Annotated in this window: 14 protein-coding genes and 2 tRNA genes; 7 read left to right on the top strand and 9 right to left on the bottom strand. The window is 71.5% G+C overall.

Annotated features, from left to right (window positions below; translation table 11 throughout):
* Positions 1-24 precede the first annotated feature (24 nt).
* Both O7632_RS24645 and O7632_RS24650 read right to left on the bottom strand, forming a co-directional pair.
* The gene (locus O7632_RS24645; RefSeq protein ID WP_278117606.1) at positions 25-1,023 is read right to left on the bottom strand and encodes an NAD(P)H-dependent glycerol-3-phosphate dehydrogenase; all 999 of its coding nucleotides are present in this window, start codon (positions 1,021-1,023) and stop codon (positions 25-27) included.
* A complete protein-coding gene (locus O7632_RS24650) occupies positions 1,020-1,769 on the bottom strand; it encodes a lysophospholipid acyltransferase family protein (RefSeq protein ID WP_278117608.1) in 750 nt (249 codons plus the stop codon). Before O7632_RS24650 ends, O7632_RS24645 begins: the two co-directional genes overlap by 4 nt.
* Before the next feature lie 101 nt (positions 1,770-1,870).
* Here O7632_RS24650 and cofC point away from each other — a divergent pair, with 101 nt between their 5' ends.
* The 5 genes from cofC (at position 1,871) to O7632_RS24675 (ending at position 7,804) form a co-directional block, all read left to right on the top strand.
* A complete protein-coding gene (gene cofC, locus O7632_RS24655) occupies positions 1,871-2,524 on the top strand; it encodes a 2-phospho-L-lactate guanylyltransferase (RefSeq protein WP_278117610.1) in 654 nt (217 codons plus the stop codon).
* A 70-nt stretch (positions 2,525-2,594) separates the two neighbouring features.
* A complete protein-coding gene (locus O7632_RS24660) occupies positions 2,595-2,792 on the top strand; it encodes a cold-shock protein (RefSeq protein ID WP_278117611.1) in 198 nt (65 codons plus the stop codon).
* 406 nt (positions 2,793-3,198) lie between these two features.
* Positions 3,199-5,340 carry an RNA degradosome polyphosphate kinase gene (locus tag O7632_RS24665; RefSeq protein ID WP_278120353.1) on the top strand — a complete coding sequence of 714 codons (2,142 nt, stop codon included), beginning with the start codon at positions 3,199-3,201 and terminating at the stop codon, positions 5,338-5,340.
* Positions 5,341-5,390: 50 nt separating this feature from the next.
* Entirely contained in the window at positions 5,391-6,920 is a 1,530-nt protein-coding gene (locus O7632_RS24670; RefSeq protein WP_278117612.1) for a CYTH and CHAD domain-containing protein, read from the top strand.
* Complete coding sequence (locus O7632_RS24675) at positions 6,908-7,804, top strand: NUDIX hydrolase (RefSeq protein WP_278117614.1); 897 nt, start codon at positions 6,908-6,910, stop codon at positions 7,802-7,804. Before O7632_RS24670 ends, O7632_RS24675 begins: the two co-directional genes overlap by 13 nt.
* 132 nt (positions 7,805-7,936) lie before the next feature.
* Here O7632_RS24675 and O7632_RS24680 read toward each other — a convergent pair whose 3' ends face one another.
* The 3 genes from O7632_RS24680 to leuC form a co-directional block, all read right to left on the bottom strand.
* On the bottom strand, positions 7,937-8,575 hold the full coding sequence (locus O7632_RS24680; RefSeq protein ID WP_278117616.1) for an HU family DNA-binding protein: 639 nt from the start codon (positions 8,573-8,575) through the stop codon (positions 7,937-7,939).
* 252 nt (positions 8,576-8,827) lie between these two features.
* Entirely contained in the window at positions 8,828-9,415 is a 588-nt protein-coding gene (gene leuD / locus O7632_RS24685) for a 3-isopropylmalate dehydratase small subunit (RefSeq protein ID WP_278117618.1), read from the bottom strand.
* Between the two features lie 16 nt (positions 9,416-9,431).
* On the bottom strand, positions 9,432-10,889 hold the full coding sequence (gene leuC, locus O7632_RS24690; protein WP_278117620.1) for a 3-isopropylmalate dehydratase large subunit: 1,458 nt from the start codon (positions 10,887-10,889) through the stop codon (positions 9,432-9,434).
* Between the two features lie 49 nt (positions 10,890-10,938).
* Here leuC and O7632_RS24695 point away from each other — a divergent pair, with 49 nt between their 5' ends.
* Complete coding sequence (locus O7632_RS24695; protein WP_278117622.1) at positions 10,939-11,625, top strand: IclR family transcriptional regulator; 687 nt, start codon at positions 10,939-10,941, stop codon at positions 11,623-11,625.
* Between the two features lie 254 nt (positions 11,626-11,879).
* Here O7632_RS24695 and O7632_RS24700 read toward each other — a convergent pair.
* The 3 genes from O7632_RS24700 to O7632_RS24710 form a co-directional block, all read right to left on the bottom strand.
* Positions 11,880-11,952: transfer RNA gene (locus O7632_RS24700), tRNA-Glu, on the bottom strand.
* Between the two features lie 92 nt (positions 11,953-12,044).
* Positions 12,045-12,116: transfer RNA gene (locus tag O7632_RS24705), tRNA-Gln, on the bottom strand.
* 170 nt (positions 12,117-12,286) lie between these two features.
* Positions 12,287-13,090, bottom strand: a complete 804-nt coding sequence (locus tag O7632_RS24710) for a fumarylacetoacetate hydrolase family protein (RefSeq protein ID WP_278117624.1) — start codon at positions 13,088-13,090, stop codon at positions 12,287-12,289.
* A gap of 147 nt (positions 13,091-13,237) precedes the next feature.
* On the opposite strand from O7632_RS24710, the gene O7632_RS24715 reads away from it, so the two are divergent.
* On the top strand, positions 13,238-14,413 hold the full coding sequence (locus tag O7632_RS24715) for a hypothetical protein (RefSeq protein WP_278117626.1): 1,176 nt from the start codon (positions 13,238-13,240) through the stop codon (positions 14,411-14,413).
* Here O7632_RS24715 and O7632_RS24720 read toward each other — a convergent pair.
* On the bottom strand, positions 14,394-15,380 hold the full coding sequence (locus O7632_RS24720; protein WP_278117627.1) for a 3-methyladenine DNA glycosylase: 987 nt from the start codon (positions 15,378-15,380) through the stop codon (positions 14,394-14,396). The two genes, O7632_RS24715 and O7632_RS24720, sit on opposite strands and share 20 nt — an antisense overlap.
* Between the last annotated feature and the right edge of the window lie 21 nt (positions 15,381-15,401).

Below are 15,401 nucleotides of genomic sequence, written 5' to 3' on the forward strand. Positions count from 1 at the left end.
GACGCCGCCGACCAGCGGCAGAGCCTATTCCGGTTTCGTGGCCCGCGTCATCAGCAACGTCAACGCGGTACGCGGGTCCAAGCCCTCGTGGCAGATCCGCTCCACCTGCTCGGTGATCGGCATCTCCACCCCGTGCGCGCGGGCCAGGTCCCGGATCGACAGGCAGCTCTTCACGCCTTCGGCGGTCTGCCGGGTCGACGCCTGCGCCTGCTCCAGGGTCTCCCCGCGCCCCAGATGCTCGCCGAAGGTCCGGTTGCGTGACAGCGGCGACGAGCAGGTGGCGACCAGGTCACCGAGGCCGGCCAACCCGGCGAAGGTCAACGGGTCCGCGCCGAGCGCCACCCCCAGCCGGGCGGTCTCGGCCAGCCCCCGGGTGATCAGGGTCGCCTTGGTGTTGTCGCCGAGGCGCATCGCGGTGGCGATCCCGTACGCCAGGGCGATCACGTTCTTGACCGCCCCGCCCAGCTCGCAGCCGATCACGTCGTCGTTGGTGTACGGGCGCAGGTAGCCGGTGAGCATCGCCTGCTGCACGGCGGCGGTACGGTCGGCGTCGGTGCCGGCGACGACGCTCGCCGCCGGCTGCTCGGCGGCGATCTCGGCGGCCAGGTTGGGGCCGGAGACCACCACCACCCGGTCCGGGCTGACGCGCGCGGTCTCGACGATCACCTCGCTCATCCGCTTGGTGGTGCCGAGTTCGATCCCCTTCATCAGGGAGACCAGCGTCGCGTCGGGGTCGATGTGCGCGGCCCACTCGCCCAGGTTGCCGCGCAACGTCTGCGACGGTACGGCGAGCACGACCAGCCGCGCCCCGGTGATCGCCTCGACGGCGTCGCTGGTGGCGGTGACCCGGTCGGGTAGCCGTACCGCCGGCAGGTAGTCGGGGTTGGTGCCGTATTCGCGGATCGCGGCGGCGACCTGTTCGCGGCGGGCCCAGACGACCACGTCGGCTCCGGCGTCGGCGAGCACCTTGGCGAACGCGGTGCCCCACGATCCGGCACCGAGCACGGCGGCGTGTCCGCTCACCGCCGGTTCTCCGGGCTGCCGTTACGGGTGCCGGAGGTGCCGTTACGGCGGGCCGGTGGACTCCACAGCGGCGGCGGGGTGCCGCCCCGGATCTCGGCCAGCAGGTCCCGCACCCGCAGCATCACCGTTTCGGTGATTTCCTCCAGGACGGCGCGGGTCGGCTCCGCCCCCGACCAGCGACTGAGGTCGATCGGCGGGCCGGCTTTGACGGCGACCTGCCGGCGCGGCAGCAGGTTGAGTTTCTTGGTCCGGGGGTCGTACAGCCGTTGCGGTCCCCACATGGCGACCGGGACCAGCGGGGCACCGGTGATCAGCGCCAGCCGGGCGGCGCCGGTCTTGCCGCGCATCGGCCACAGGTCCGGCTCCCGGGTGGTGGTGCCCTCCGGGTAGATGACCACCGCCCCGCCCTCGTTCACCCCGGCGATCGCCGCTTCCAGCGATTTGATCGCGTCGACGCTGCCCCGGTGCACCGGGATCTGCCGGACCTTGAGCAGCCAGGGGCCGACCACCGGGATGGTGAACAGGCTGGCCTTGCCGAGGAACCGGGGCCACCGGCCGGAGTCGTAGACGAAGTGCGCCACGATCAGCGGGTCGGCGTGCGACATGTGGTTCGGCACGATGATCACCCCGCCGGTGGGCGGAATGTGCTCCATGCCCGACCAGTCGCGCCGTGTCCAGATGGTCAACGTCGGCTTGATCACCATCACGACGAACCGTCGCCAGAAACCCAGCCTGCGCCGCGCCACCCGTACCTCCTGTCGACACCGTCACCCGACCGCTCGCAGCGAATCATGCCCTGTCCGACCCGGCCAGGGCCAACACGAGCCCACCGGGCAGGATGGTGGGCGTGGGCGACGTGACCTGGTCCGTGGTGCTACCGGTCAAACGACTGTCGGCGGCCAAGAGCCGGCTGCGCGGCGCGCTGGACGGGGTGTGCCACGAGGAGTTGGCGCTGGCGCTGGCCTGCGACACCGTCGCCGCGGTGCTCGGCTGCCCGCTGGTGGCCGAGGCGGTGGTGGTCACCGCCGACCCGACCGCCGCCGCCGCGTTGGCCGCGCTCGGTGCCCGTACGGTCGACGAACCGGCCCGGCCCGGGTTGAACGCCGCCCTGGCGCACGGCGCCGCTTCGGCCGACGGAGGCGCAGCCGGGCGGCCAGTGGCGGCACTCACCGCCGACCTGCCGGCGCTGCGTCCGGCCGAGTTGACCGCCGCGTTGACCGCTGTCCGCGCCAGCGCCGGGGCCGCTCCGGCCGGTTGGTTCGTGCCGGACGCCGCCGGCACCGGCACCGTGCTGCTCGCCGCGCCGGCCGGCACGGCGCTGCGGCCCTGCTTCGGCGTGGACTCGGCCCGCCGGCACACCGCGTCCGGCGTGGTACGCCTCGACGGCGACTGGCCGACGTTGCGCCGCGACGTCGACACCGCCGCCGATCTGGCCGAGGCGACGGCGCTCGGGCTGGGCCGGCACACCGCCACGGTCGGCCGCGTCGGCGTACGGCGCTGAGCCACGTCGGAGTACGGCGCTGAGCCGCGTCGGAGTACGGCGCTGAGCCGCGTCGGAGTACGGTGCTGACATGCAGGGCACGGTGGCGACCTTCGATCCGGCGACCCGTACGGGCACGGTATTGCTCGACGACGGCGCGGAGCTGGCGTTTCCCGCTCCCGCGTTCGACTCCTCCGGGTTGCGGCTGCTGCGCCTCGGCCAGCGGGTACGCATCGAGCACGATGAGTCCGGGCACGTTAAACGCATCACGTTGCCCACTTTTGACTGACTCAACTCGGGACAAATTCATGTCACGTTCACGATGATCAGGTCATGATTGTCGGGTGACGCCCGCCCCCTCCCGGCGCGCCGCCGCACGTCCGCGCCGCGCAGCCGACCAGACCGCCGCCGCCGACGCCGCCGCGACCCCGACGCCTCGGCCGACCCGACGCCGCAGCGCCAACGGCAACGGTCGCAGAGCCGGCGCGACCGAGCCGGCGCCGGAAGCGGTGGCCGAGACCGCTGCGACGGCCGCCGCGTCACCCTTGCCGGACGGCACTCCCGACCCGGCGGACCCGACCGTCCCGGTGGACGCCAGCACCGAACCGGTCGAGGCCGAACCCGAACCGGTCGACGCTGCCGACCCGGAACCGGCCGACGCCGACCCGGAACCGGCCGACGCCGACCCGGAACCCATCAACGCCAGCACCGAACCGGCCGACACCGAACCGGCCCACACCCATCCGGCCGACACCGAGCCGTACGTCCCGGCACCGCTGCCGCCGGACCGGTTCCTCAACCGGGAGTTGTCCTGGCTCGACTTCAACGCCCGGGTCCTCGAACTCGCCGAGGACCCGCAGACCCCGCTGCTGGAACGGGCCAAGTTCCTGGCCATCTTCGCCAGCAACCTCGACGAGTTCTACATGGTCCGCATCGCCGGCCTGAAACGGCGCCAACAGGCCGGCCTGCCGGTGCGCGGCGGCGACCGGCTGCCGCTGCGGACCCAGCTGGAGCTGATCGCCGGCAAGACCGCCGGCCTGGTCGCCCGGCACGCCCGCTGCTTCACCGAGGAGGTCCGCCCGCAGCTGGCCGCCGAAGGCATCCACCTGATCCGCTGGAGCGATCTGGTGGCCGGCGAACGGGAGGAGCTGCGCACCTACTTCCGGGAACACATCTTCCCGGTGCTGACCCCACTGGCCGTCGACCCGGCGCACCCGTTCCCGTACATTTCCAGCCGGTCGTTGAACCTGGCCGTCGCGGTCCGCGACCCTAACGGCGGCCCGGAGCTGTTCGCCCGGGTCAAGGTGCCCAACAACGTGCCCCGGTTCGTGGTGGTCAGCCAGGACGGCCAAGGTGCTCGGTTCCTGCCGGTGGAGGACCTGATCTCCGCCCAGCTCGGGCAGCTGTTCTCCGGCATGCAGGTGGTGGAGTGCCACCTGTTCCGGGTGACCCGCAACGCCGACTTCGAAGTCGACGAGGACCGCGACGAGGACCTGCTGCAGTCGCTGGAACGGGAACTGGCCCGCCGTCGGTTCGGCCCGCCGGTCCGGCTGGAGGTCGCCGCCTCCATTTCCGACCACATGCTCGACCTGCTGGTCCGCGAGCTGGACATGGACAGCCACGACGTGCTGCGGGTACCCGGTCTGCTCGACCTGTCCGCGCTGTGGCAGGTCTTCGAAGCCTCCGACCGGCCCGATCTCAAGGACCGGCCGTTCGTGCCGGCCACCCACCCCCGGCTGGTCGAGGGCGAGGTGCCGCGTAGCGTCTTCGCCACCCTGCGCGACGGCGACATCCTGGTGCACCACCCGTACCACTCGTTCTCCACCAGCGTGCAGCGTTTCATCGAGCAGGCCGCCGCCGACCCGCTGGTCCTGGCGATCAAGCAGACGCTGTACCGCACCAGCGGCGACTCCCCCATCGTCGACGCGCTGATCGAGGCCGCCGCCGCCGGCAAACAGGTGGTGGTGCTGGTCGAGGTCAAGGCCCGCTTCGACGAACAGGCCAACATCGGCTGGGCGCGGATGCTGGAACGCGCCGGCTGCCACGTCGTGTACGGCCTGGTCGGGCTCAAGACCCACTGCAAGACCGCCCTGGTGGTACGCCAGGAAGGCAACCAGATCCGCCGCTACTGCCACATCGGCACCGGCAACTACCACCCCAAGACCGCCAGGCTGTACGAGGACTTCGGCATGCTCACCGCCGACCCGGAGGTCGGCGCCGACCTGACCGACCTGTTCAACGTGCTGACCGGCTACAGCCGGCAGACCGCGTACCGGCGGCTGCTGGTCGCCCCGCACGGCGTGCGCAGCGGGCTGATCGACCGCATCGAACGCGAGATCGCCCACGTACGGGTCGGCCGCCCCGGGCTGGTGCAGATCAAGGTGAACTCGCTGGTCGACGAGGACATCGTGGACGCGCTGTACCGGGCCTCGCAGGCCGGCGTACAGGTCGATCTGCTGATCCGGGGCATGTGCACGCTGCGGCCGGGCGTGCCGGGGCTGTCGGACAACATCCGGGTCCGGTCGATCCTCGGCCGGTTCCTCGAACACTCCCGGGTCTTCCGGTTCGGCAACGACGGCGACACCGAGTTCTGGATGGGTTCGGCGGACCTGATGCACCGCAACCTGGACCGCCGGGTCGAAGCCCTGGTGCAGGTCACCGACCCGGTGGCCCGCGCCGAGCTGGACCAGGTGATGACCGACGCGTTCAGCCCCGAGTGCGAGTCGTTCGAGCTGCACCCGGACGGCACCTGGACCCGACACCACTCCACCGAGGGCCGCCCCCTGATGCACCTGCAGGAACGGCTGCTGCGCCGGTTCGTCGGCGCCGCCAAGTAGGGGTTCGTCGGGGCCGCCAGGTAAACGATCGACGGCGCTAGGCTGGCCCGATGGTGGAGGAGGAACGCAAGTACGAGGTCGACCCGGGTTTCGCCGTGCCCGACCTGTCCGGGTGTCTGCCGGACGGCGGCCGGCTGATGGAGCTGCCGGCGGTCAAGCTGACCGCCACCTACTACGACACCCCCGATCTGCGGCTGGCCCGCGCCGGGGTCTCGTTGCGGTACCGGGTCGGCGACGCGCAGCCGTGGACGGTGAAGCTGCCGGCCGACGCTCCGGGCGTACGGCACGAGATCAGCCGGTCGGGTAAGCGCGGCAAACCGCCGGAGGACCTCGTCTGGCTGGTCACCGCGTACTCGCGGGGGGTGCCGTTGACGCCGGCCGCGACGGTGCGCACCGTACGGCAGGTGCTGGAGGTTCGCGACGCCGACGACGCGCTGCTGGTGGAGCTGGCCGACGACGCGGTGTCGGTGCTGGACGGCAAGAAGGTCCGGTCGACGTTCCGCGAGGTCGAGGTCGAGTTCAAGACCGGCGACCGGGACCTGCTCGACCGGGTGGAGGCCGAGCTCGTCGCGGCCGGGGCGACCGCCGGCGGGTTCACCCCGAAGCACGTACGGGCGCTCGGTGCCGCCGCGGCCGGACCGCCGGAGCTGGCGGCGGTCGACGAGCTGCCGGCGGAGCCGTCCGCCGCCGACGTGGTCACCCGGGCCATCCGCGACGACATCGCCCGGATCCTCGCCCACGACCCGCTGGTACGGCTGCACGCGCCGGTCGGCGACGACGACACCGCCGTACACCAGATGCGGGTCGGTTGCCGGCGGCTGCGCAGCGACCTACGGACCTTCCGCGCGTTGGTCCGCAGCGACTGGGCCGCGTCCATCCGCGACGAGCTGAAGTGGGTGGCCGGGGTGCTGGGCGGGGCCCGCGACGCGGAGGTGCTGCGGGACCGGCTGCGCCGGACCGCCGACGCCGACCCGTTGGCGCCGCTGCCGGAGGCGGCGGTCACCCGGATCGACGAGGCCCTGGCCGCGCGGCACGACGCGGCACTGGCCGAGGTGGACGCGGCGCTGCGGTCCGAGCGGTACGTTGCCCTGGTGGAAACCCTGGTGCTGGCGGCCCGCGAGCCGCAGCTGACCGGGGCGGCGCGCGGCCCGGCCGTCGAGGTCCTGCCCCGCCTGGTGGCCAAGCCCTGGCGGCGGCTGGCGTACGGCGGCGACGGGGTGGACGGGGCCGCCGACCTGACCGCCGACGCGCCCGACGACCGCTGGCACGCGGTGCGGATCAACGGCAAGAAGGCCCGGTACGCGGTGGACGCCGTCGCGCCGGTGCTCGGCGGTGACGCGGCCAAACTGGCAAAGGCGCTGTCCAAGGTGCAGAACCTGCTCGGCGAGCACCAGGACGCGGCCGTGGCCGCCCAGACCTGGCAGGAGATCGCGGACGAGCGGCCCGACGACCACGAGCTGGCGGTCACCGCCGGGCGGCTGGTGGAACGGGAACGGGCCGCCGTACGGGCCGCTCGGGCCGGCTTCCCCGCCGCCTGGGAACGGGCGTCGGCGCGTCGGCGGACCCGATGGCTGCCGTGACCGAGGTCCGCGCCGCCGGCGGGGTGGTGTGGCGGACGGGCGACACCGGCGCCGTCGAGGTGTGTCTGGTGCACCGGCCCCGGCACGACGACTGGTCGTTGCCGAAGGGCAAACTGGAGCCGGCCGAGCATCCACTGGCGGCGGCGGTGCGCGAAGTCGGCGAGGAGACCGGGATCCGGGCGGTGCCGCAGGTACGCCTGCCGTCGATCCGCTACACGATGCCTGACGGCAACCTCAAGGCGGTGGACTACTGGTCGATGCGGGCCGTGGAGTCGGCGGTCGGGCCGGTGCCGGACGAGGCCGCCGACGAGGTGGACGAGCTGGTGTGGCTGCCGCTGACGCAGGCCCAGCGGCGGCTGACCTACCGGCACGACGTCGGGGTGCTGCGGTCGTTCGCCGCCGTACCGCCGGTGACGGCGGTGTTGACGCTGGTCCGGCACGCCCACGCCGGCAGCCGGGACACCTGGCCGGGTCCGGACACCGCCCGCCCGTTGGACACCGCCGGGCTGCGTCAGGCGCAGGCGTTGGCCGGCCTGCTGGCGTTGACCGCGCCGCGACGAGTGCTGTCCGCCTCGCCCCGGCGGTGCGTGCAGACGGTGGCTCCGTTGGCCGAGGCGGTCGATGTGGCGATCGAGGTGGACTCGACGTTCGACGAGCCGGCGGCCGGGCAGAACGCCGACGAGCGGGCGTTGGCGGCGGCGGCGCGACTGTGCGAATTGGCCGCCGACGGCGTCGGGGCGACGGTGTGCAGTCAAGGCAAGGTGATCCCGGCCGCGCTGACGTTGTTGAGTCGCCGGGCGTCGGCCGACTACCGGACGGCCAAGGGCGGCGGGTGGCTGCTCGCCTTCGCCGGCGACCGGTTCGTCGGCGCCGACCAGTTGTAGCCGCACCGCAGCAGGCGCACCGCAGCAGGCGCAGCCGCACCGGGCAACGGGATCCACAGACGCGAAGACGCCCACCGGGGTTCTGGTGGGCGTCTTCGCGCTGATGTGCCGTCGCGTCGTTGCGAGGGCCGGTCAGCGGGTGGTTTTGCGGGCCGCCGACTTCTTCGCCGGGGCCTTCTTGGCGGCGGTCGACTTCGCCGCCGACTTGGTCGCGGTCGACTTGGTCGCCGTCGTCTTCTTGGCCGCCGACTTCTTGGCGGCCGTGGCCGGAGCCGACTTGGTCGCCGTGGTCTTCTTGGCCGCGCTGGTGCTGGCCCGCTTCGCCGGCGCCTTGGTGGCGGTCGACTTGGCCGCCGTGGACTTGGCGGCCCCGGTGGCCTTGGCCGTGGTCGACTTGGCGGCGGTGGATTTGGCCGCCGTCGCCCGCGACGTGGTCGACTTGGCCGCCGTGGACTTGGCCGCCGTCGCCGACTTGGCCGCAGTGGCCTTGGGAGCCTTGCCGCTGGCCACCATGTCCTTGAAGCCGGCACCGGGCCGGAAGACCGGCACGGATGTCTTCTTGACCTTCACCGACTCGCCGGTACGCGGGTTACGCGCTGTTCGAGCCGCTCGGACGCGCTTCTCGAACACTCCGAAACCGGTGATACCCACCCGGTCGCCCTTGGTCACCGCGGCCTGAACCTCAGCGAGGACCGCGTCGAGCGCGGTCGTCGCGGTCTTACGGTCCCCCAGGCGAGCAGCGAGCGCGTCGATGAGCTCTGCCTTGTTCACGAGTTCCCTCCCGTATGTGCAACTGGACTCCACGAGCCATTCTGCGCGCACGGTATGCCCTGTGCCGGCAGGACACAAACATCTACGGGAAAAAAGTCCTTGTGTCGTAACGGATTCGCCCCCATCCGGTGGCCGGAACCACCCGGATGGCATAGCCGTACGGGTGACGGGGCACCGGATGGGGGCGAAATCCTGGGCCTGTGACGTCGCGGAGCGGGCCGGATCGGCGCTATGCGACCACCCAGATCGGCGCTATGCGACCACTGGCTTGAACGGTAGCCGGCCCTGCTCGTACTCGGTGATAGCCGACTCGTGACGCAGGGTCAGTCCAATGTCGTCCAATCCTTCAATGAGCCGCCAGCGGCTGAAGTCGTCGATCGGGAACGACCATGCCGTACCGCCCGCTCTGACCTCGCGGGTGGTGAGGTCGACGGTCACCTCGGCGGTCGGGTCGGCCTCGACGAGCGACCACAATTGCTCAATGGCCGGCAATTCCAGCTCGACGGGGAGCAGCCCTTCCTTGAGCGCGTTGCCCCGGAAGATGTCGCCGAAGCGCGGAGACAGCACAGCTCGGAAGCCCCAGTCCCGCAGAGCCCACACCGCGTGTTCACGCGATGACCCGGTGCCGAACTCGGGGCCGGCGACAAGAATCGAGGCACCCGAATACGAAGGATTGTTCAGAACGAATTCCGGGTCCTCGCGCCACGCGTTGAACAGACCGTCGGCGAAGCCCGTCCGGGTCACCCGCTTCAGATACACGGCCGGGATGATCTGGTCGGTATCCACGTTGGAACGACGCAACGGGACGGCGGTCCCGGTGTGCACGGTGAACTTGTCCATGTCGGTGATCCCGTTCTCAGTTGAGGTCCGCCGGGGCGGCCAGCCGGCCCAGCACGGCGGTGGCGGCGGCCACCGGCGGAGACACCAGATGGGTACGTCCGCCCTTGCCCTGCCGGCCCTCGAAGTTGCGGTTGGAGGTCGAGGCGGACCGTTCACCCGGCTTCAGGGTGTCCGGGTTCATGCCCAGACACATCGAGCAGCCGGCGAACCGCCACTCGGCACCGGCGTCGGCGAAGACTTTGTCCAGCCCTTCGTTCTCGGCGGCCTCCCGGACCTTTGCCGACCCGGGCACCACCAGCATCCGTACGCCGTCGGCGACCTTGCGTCCGCGCAGCACCTCGGCGGCGGCGCGCAGGTCCTCCAGCCGGCCGTTGGTGCAGGAACCGACGAAGACCACGTCGACGGCGACGTCACGCAACGCCGTACCGGGGCGCAGGTCCATGTACTCCAGAGCCCGGCGGGCGGCGACCCGCTCCGCGTCGGTGTCGAACCGTTCCGGATCCGGCACCGTTTCGCTCAACGCCGCGCCCTGCCCCGGGTTGGTGCCCCAGGTGACGAAGGGCGTGATCGCGGCGGCGTCCAGGATCACCTCGGCGTCGAAGGTCGCGCCCTCGTCGGTGACCAGGCTGGACCAGTACGCCACCGCGGCGTCCCAGTCGGCGCCCTGCGGCGCGTTGGGCCGGCCCTTGAGGTAGGCGAAGGTGGTCTCGTCCGGTGCGACCATGCCGGCCTTGGCACCCCACTCGATGGACATGTTCGCCACCGTCATCCGGCCCTCCATGGAGAGCTTGCGGATCGCCTCACCCCGGTACTCGACGATGTGGCCGCGCCCGCCGCCCGTACCGACCTGGGTGATCAGGGCCAGGACCAGGTCCTTGGCGGTGACCCCGGGGCCGAGTTCACCGACGACGGTGACCGCCATCGTCTTGGGCCGGGTCTGCGGCAGCGTCTGGGTGGCCAGCACGTGCTCCACCTCGCTGGTGCCGATGCCGAAGGCGAGGGCACCGAAGGCACCGTGGGTGGCGGTGTGCGAGTCGCCACAGACGATCGTCATGCCCGGCTGGGTCAGCCCCAGCTGCGGGCCGATGACGTGCACGATGCCCTGGTTGTCGTCACCGAGGGCGTGCAGCTTGACGCCGAACTCGGCGCAGTTGCGCCGCAGCGTCTCGATCTGCGTACGCGAGGTCGGGTCGGCGATGGTCAGCAGGTCACCCCGGCGACGGCTGAACGCCGGGTCGGCGTACCCGGTCGGGGTGTTGTGATCCTCGGTGGCGAGGGTGAGGTCGGTACGGCGTACCGGCCGGCCGGCCATCCGCAGCCCGTCGAAGGCCTGCGGGCTGGTCACCTCGTGCAACAGGTGCAGGTCGATGTAGAGCAGGTCCGGCTCACCCTCGGCGGATCGCACCACATGAGCGTCCCAGACCTTCTCGGCCAGGGTTCTGGGCGATGACGGCTTCGAAGTGACTCCCACCATCTGGACATCCTAAATTCTGGGAGGTATGTTTCGGCTTGTGGGACACAGTATGAGCGGTGTCGGCGTTCTCGACAAGGCGGTGGTCATCCTCGCGGCCTGCGTCGACGGCGCCAGCCTGGCCGAGCTCGTCGAACGGACCAAGCTACCCAGAGCCACCGCGCACCGGTTGGCCCAGGCCCTGGAGATCCACCGGATGCTGGTCCGGGACACCCAGGGACGCTGGCGACCCGGCCCGCGACTGGGTGAGTTGGCCAACGCCGCCCCTGACGTCCTACTCACCGCCGCCGAGCCGCTGCTGGCCGCGCTGCGCGACGCCACCGGCGAAAGCGCCCAGCTCTACCTGCGCCGCGCCGACGAACGGATCTGCGTCGCCGCCGCCGAACGGGCCAGTGGGCTGCGCGACACCGTGCCGGTCGGCTCGGTGCTGCCGATGACCGCCGGATCCGCCGCCCAGATCCTGCTCGCCTGGGAGCCACCCGAGGCGGTCATGCCGCTGCTGCCCCGCTGCAAGTTCACCGGCCGCACCCTGGCCGAGGTCCGCCGCCGAGGCTGGGCGCAGAGCGTCGCCGAGCGGGAAGCCGGAGTGGCCAGCGTCTCCGCGCCGATCCGTGACCGCACCGGCCGGGTGATCGCCTCCGTCAGCGTGTCCGGCCCGATCGAGCGCCTCGGCCGGCGCCCCGGCGAACGGCACGCGATGGCCGTCGTCCGGGCCGGACAACGGCTGTCCGGCCTCTGACAACGGCTGTCCGGCCTCTGACAACGGCTGTGCGGCCGCTGACAACGGCTGTGCGACCTCTGGGGATCACGCGCTGGGCGGCGCCGACACTCCGGCCCGCTACGCCATCCGCCGCGATGTACTCGAAAACCGCCCGCGAGCCCGCACATCCGGGCACAATGGCAGATAGGCCGTCGACGCGGATCCGACCCGCACGTCGACCGGCACCAACCAAACAAGGCACCCTCGAACGAGGGTGCCTTGTCAGGACTGCGTAGCCCCGACCGGATTCGAACCGGCGCTACCGCCTTGAGAGGGCGGCGTCCTGGGCCGCTAGACGACGGGGCCAGAACCGCTGTGGTGCAACCGCTTTGCCCTTTCGGACAACGGTGCCGAACTCTAACAGAGACCAGCACCCCGACACCAACTGGTGTCGGAAGCTGGGGTACCAGGACTCGAACCTAGACTAACTGAACCAGAATCAGTCGGGCTGCCAATTACCCCATACCCCATCGGTGCTTGCCGCACCGGGACAGAACTCTACCTGACCCCATGGTGCGCGCCAAATCGGGTTACCGCAGCGGATTCCCGCAGCCCAGCTCGACGGACCCCGGCGGCGAGGCCGTACCGCCGGCTGTCCACCGACGCGAGGCCGTACCGCCGCCGGGCGTCACCGACAGGATCAGTCGACCGCGACCACCGGGTTGGCAAGCTCGCCGATGCCCTCGACCCGCACCGCCACGGTGTCCCCGGCAGTGATTTCACTCACCCCGGCCGGCGTGCCGGTCAGGATGACGTCTCCCGGCAGCAGCGTCATCACGTGGGACACGTACGAGACCAGTGTCGGCACGTCGAACACCATCTGTTTGGTCCGGCCGAGCTGCCGTACCTCCATCTGGTCGGGGTTGGTGCCCACCTCGCAGCGGACCTCCAGGTCCGACACGTCCAGCCCGGTGACGATCCACGGCCCCAGCGGGCAGAACGAGTCGAAACCCTTCGCCCGGGTCCACTGGCCGTCGGTGCGCTGCAGGTCCCGGGCGGTGACGTCGTTGCCGCAGGTGTAGCCGAAGATGGCCCGTTCGGCGGCCGCCCGGTCGGCCCGACGGGCACCCGGCGGCCCGATCACGACCGCGAGCTCGGCCTCGTGCTCGACCTGCTTCGACTGGGTGGGCAGCCGGATGGCGTCCCGTGGCCCGATCACCGAGGTCGACGGCTTGAGGAACAGCAACGGTTCGGCCGGCACCTCGGCCCCGTGCTCGGCGGCGTGATCGGCGTAGTTACGCCCCACGCACACCACCTTGCTCGGCAGGATCGGTGACAACAACCGGACGTCGGCCAGCGCCCAGCGCTGGGAAGTGAAGGTCAGCTTGCCGAACGGGTGACCGTCCACCTCGGCAACCGTCAGGCCCTCCGGCCCCACCCCCGGTTCACCTTCGACGACCCCGAACGACATGCCCTTGCCATGGGCGAAACGAGCGATACGCACCAGGTCAATCTACGGCAGGGCGGGCGAGCCTAGCAGCGGTCACCGGATCCGGGAGCAGAACCGGCTTCTGTCGTACAGGCGGCCAGCACCGCCCTACCGTTCGGATCGGGGGCGGGGAACGTGATGCTGATGTCACCGTGGGAACGGATGCTCGTAACGAGCGCGCTACTGGCCGGCCTGACGAGCCTGGCCATCGGGTGGGCACCGGCCGCCTCGGCGCAGGACGGGGAGCCGGCGGCGCAGGACGGGGAACTGATCGCGGTCCGGATCGACGACGTCGGACAGAGCGCGCCGACTTACCGGATCGAAGCCCTGAACCACACGGTCGCACCGGTCGAGGTGACCCTACGGCTGGGCATCCCGTCGGACACCGCGGCGGCCACCGTCAGCTCCGGCGGACAGGTCGACGAGTCCGAGATCACCTGGCGGCTGCCGCTGCCCGCCAGCGGAGCGGCCACCGTCAACGCGTCGTTCCGGCCCGGGGGTTCCGGCACGCCGCAGACCTTCCCGGTCTGCGCCTACGAGCCGGACACCGCGCGGCCGTACGACTGCGCGGCCGACGAATGGATCCCCACAGCGGGGCTGGAGGCGAGCGACCCCTGGTGGCAGCGACCGTCGCTGACCCTGATCGGCGGTCTCGCCGCGCTGACCCTGGTGGCGATGATCGGCTACGGCTGGCGGCGCCGGCTGCGGGAGCATCAGGTCCGTCGGCGACGCACGCTCACTCCGGCCGGTCGACGGGTCCGGCCGCCGTCAATGTCGACCCGCGCACTGTCTTCTCCCGAGCCGCCGGCGACGCAGCGGTGGCGGCCGTCCCCGCCGATGGTGTTCGGACTGCTCAGCGCCATGCTGCTGGGTCTGGGGGTGGCCGGGGTCCGAGCGGCCACATACGGCTCGGAAGTCCTTGACCAGGCCAATCAGGCACCCAGCGGCTGGATCGGCGACTCACAGACCGGCGGAATCGGCGCGTTGCTGTCGGAGAGCGCGTTCGAGTTCGTCGTCTACCGACTGGCCTGCGCCGAGGCTGGTGGTGACCAGCGTCGCTGCCTGGCCACGGTCGAGGTACGCAACACCGGCGGCTCCGAGCAGTTGTGGTACGGCCCGTTGCAGCGGGCGTACTTGCCGACCGGCGACTGGGTCGGGGTGGACGAGGCGGCGACCAGGGAGGAGAACGGCGGCCGGGACATCTTCACCGAACCGGTACCGCCGGACGGGCGGATGCTCGTGCCGCTGGCGTTCACGGTCGCCGGCGAACTCACTCCAGACCGGCTGGTGTTGCGCAGCGGGGCCTTCTCCGCCGGAGTCACCGTTCTGTGCCGGTGAGCTCCGCCCGATCCGTGCGTGCCCGCCCGGTGCGCTCCGGCCGATCCGTGACCGTCTGATCCGTGACCGTCTGATCCGTGACCGTCTTGTCGATGAGTGCGGCCACCGCCGTCAGGAGCCGACCACGCAGTACGGCGGCCCGGTCGGCGAACGCCCGCTGCGCGGCGACGTAGCCGGCCCGCCCTTCGGCGGTCTCGATCCGCACCGGCGGGTAGCCCAGCTCACGCAGGTCGTACGGGCTGGCCCGCATGTCCAGGTCACGAATGTCGCGGGCCAGCTCGAAGCAGTCCGCGACGAGCTCACCGGGCACCAGCGGGCTCAGCCGGTAGGACCACTTGTAAAGGTCCATGTTGGCGTGCAGGCATCCCGGTTGCTCCTGATCCGGCTGGGTCTGCCGGGTCGGGCTCAGCAGATTCAGTGGGCGGGCCGCCGGGGTGAAGAACCGGTACGCGTCGAAGTGGCTGCACCGGATCCGCTGGCTGTCGACGAACTCGGCGATCCGCTCCGGTGCCATCCGCAGCCGCCACCGGTCGTGCCGCACCTGATCGGCCGGCTGCCGGTACACCATCGCCCACTCGTGCAGCCCGAAACAGCCGAAGTGCCCGGGGCGCCGCGCCGTGCCGGCCAGCACCCGCCGGATCCACTCCACCGTCTCCCGCCGCCGCGCCAGCAGGCCGGCGGTGTCGACGGTGACCGCGTCCGGCTCGTCGGCACCTCGGCGGACGGCGTGGTAGTCGCGTCCCCACTCACCCGGATCCGTCCCGGTGAGCCACACGCCGGCACCCGGATGCCAGCGGCGCAGTTGCGCCGGGCGGAAGGCGTAGTAGGTGAAGAGGAAGTCGGCGACCGGGTGCGCCTCGCCGCGCCTGCGGCGGTCGAGATGCGCGCCGACGAGCTGGTCGATCCGTGCCTCGTGTGCCGCCCGACGGCGGGTCCAGGCAGTCCGGTCCAGTACGGTCACCGTCACCTGACCAGCCTAGGCCGGCCC

Source organism: Solwaraspora sp. WMMD406, assembly GCF_029626025.1.
GTDB lineage: Bacteria > Actinomycetota > Actinomycetes > Mycobacteriales > Micromonosporaceae > Micromonospora_E.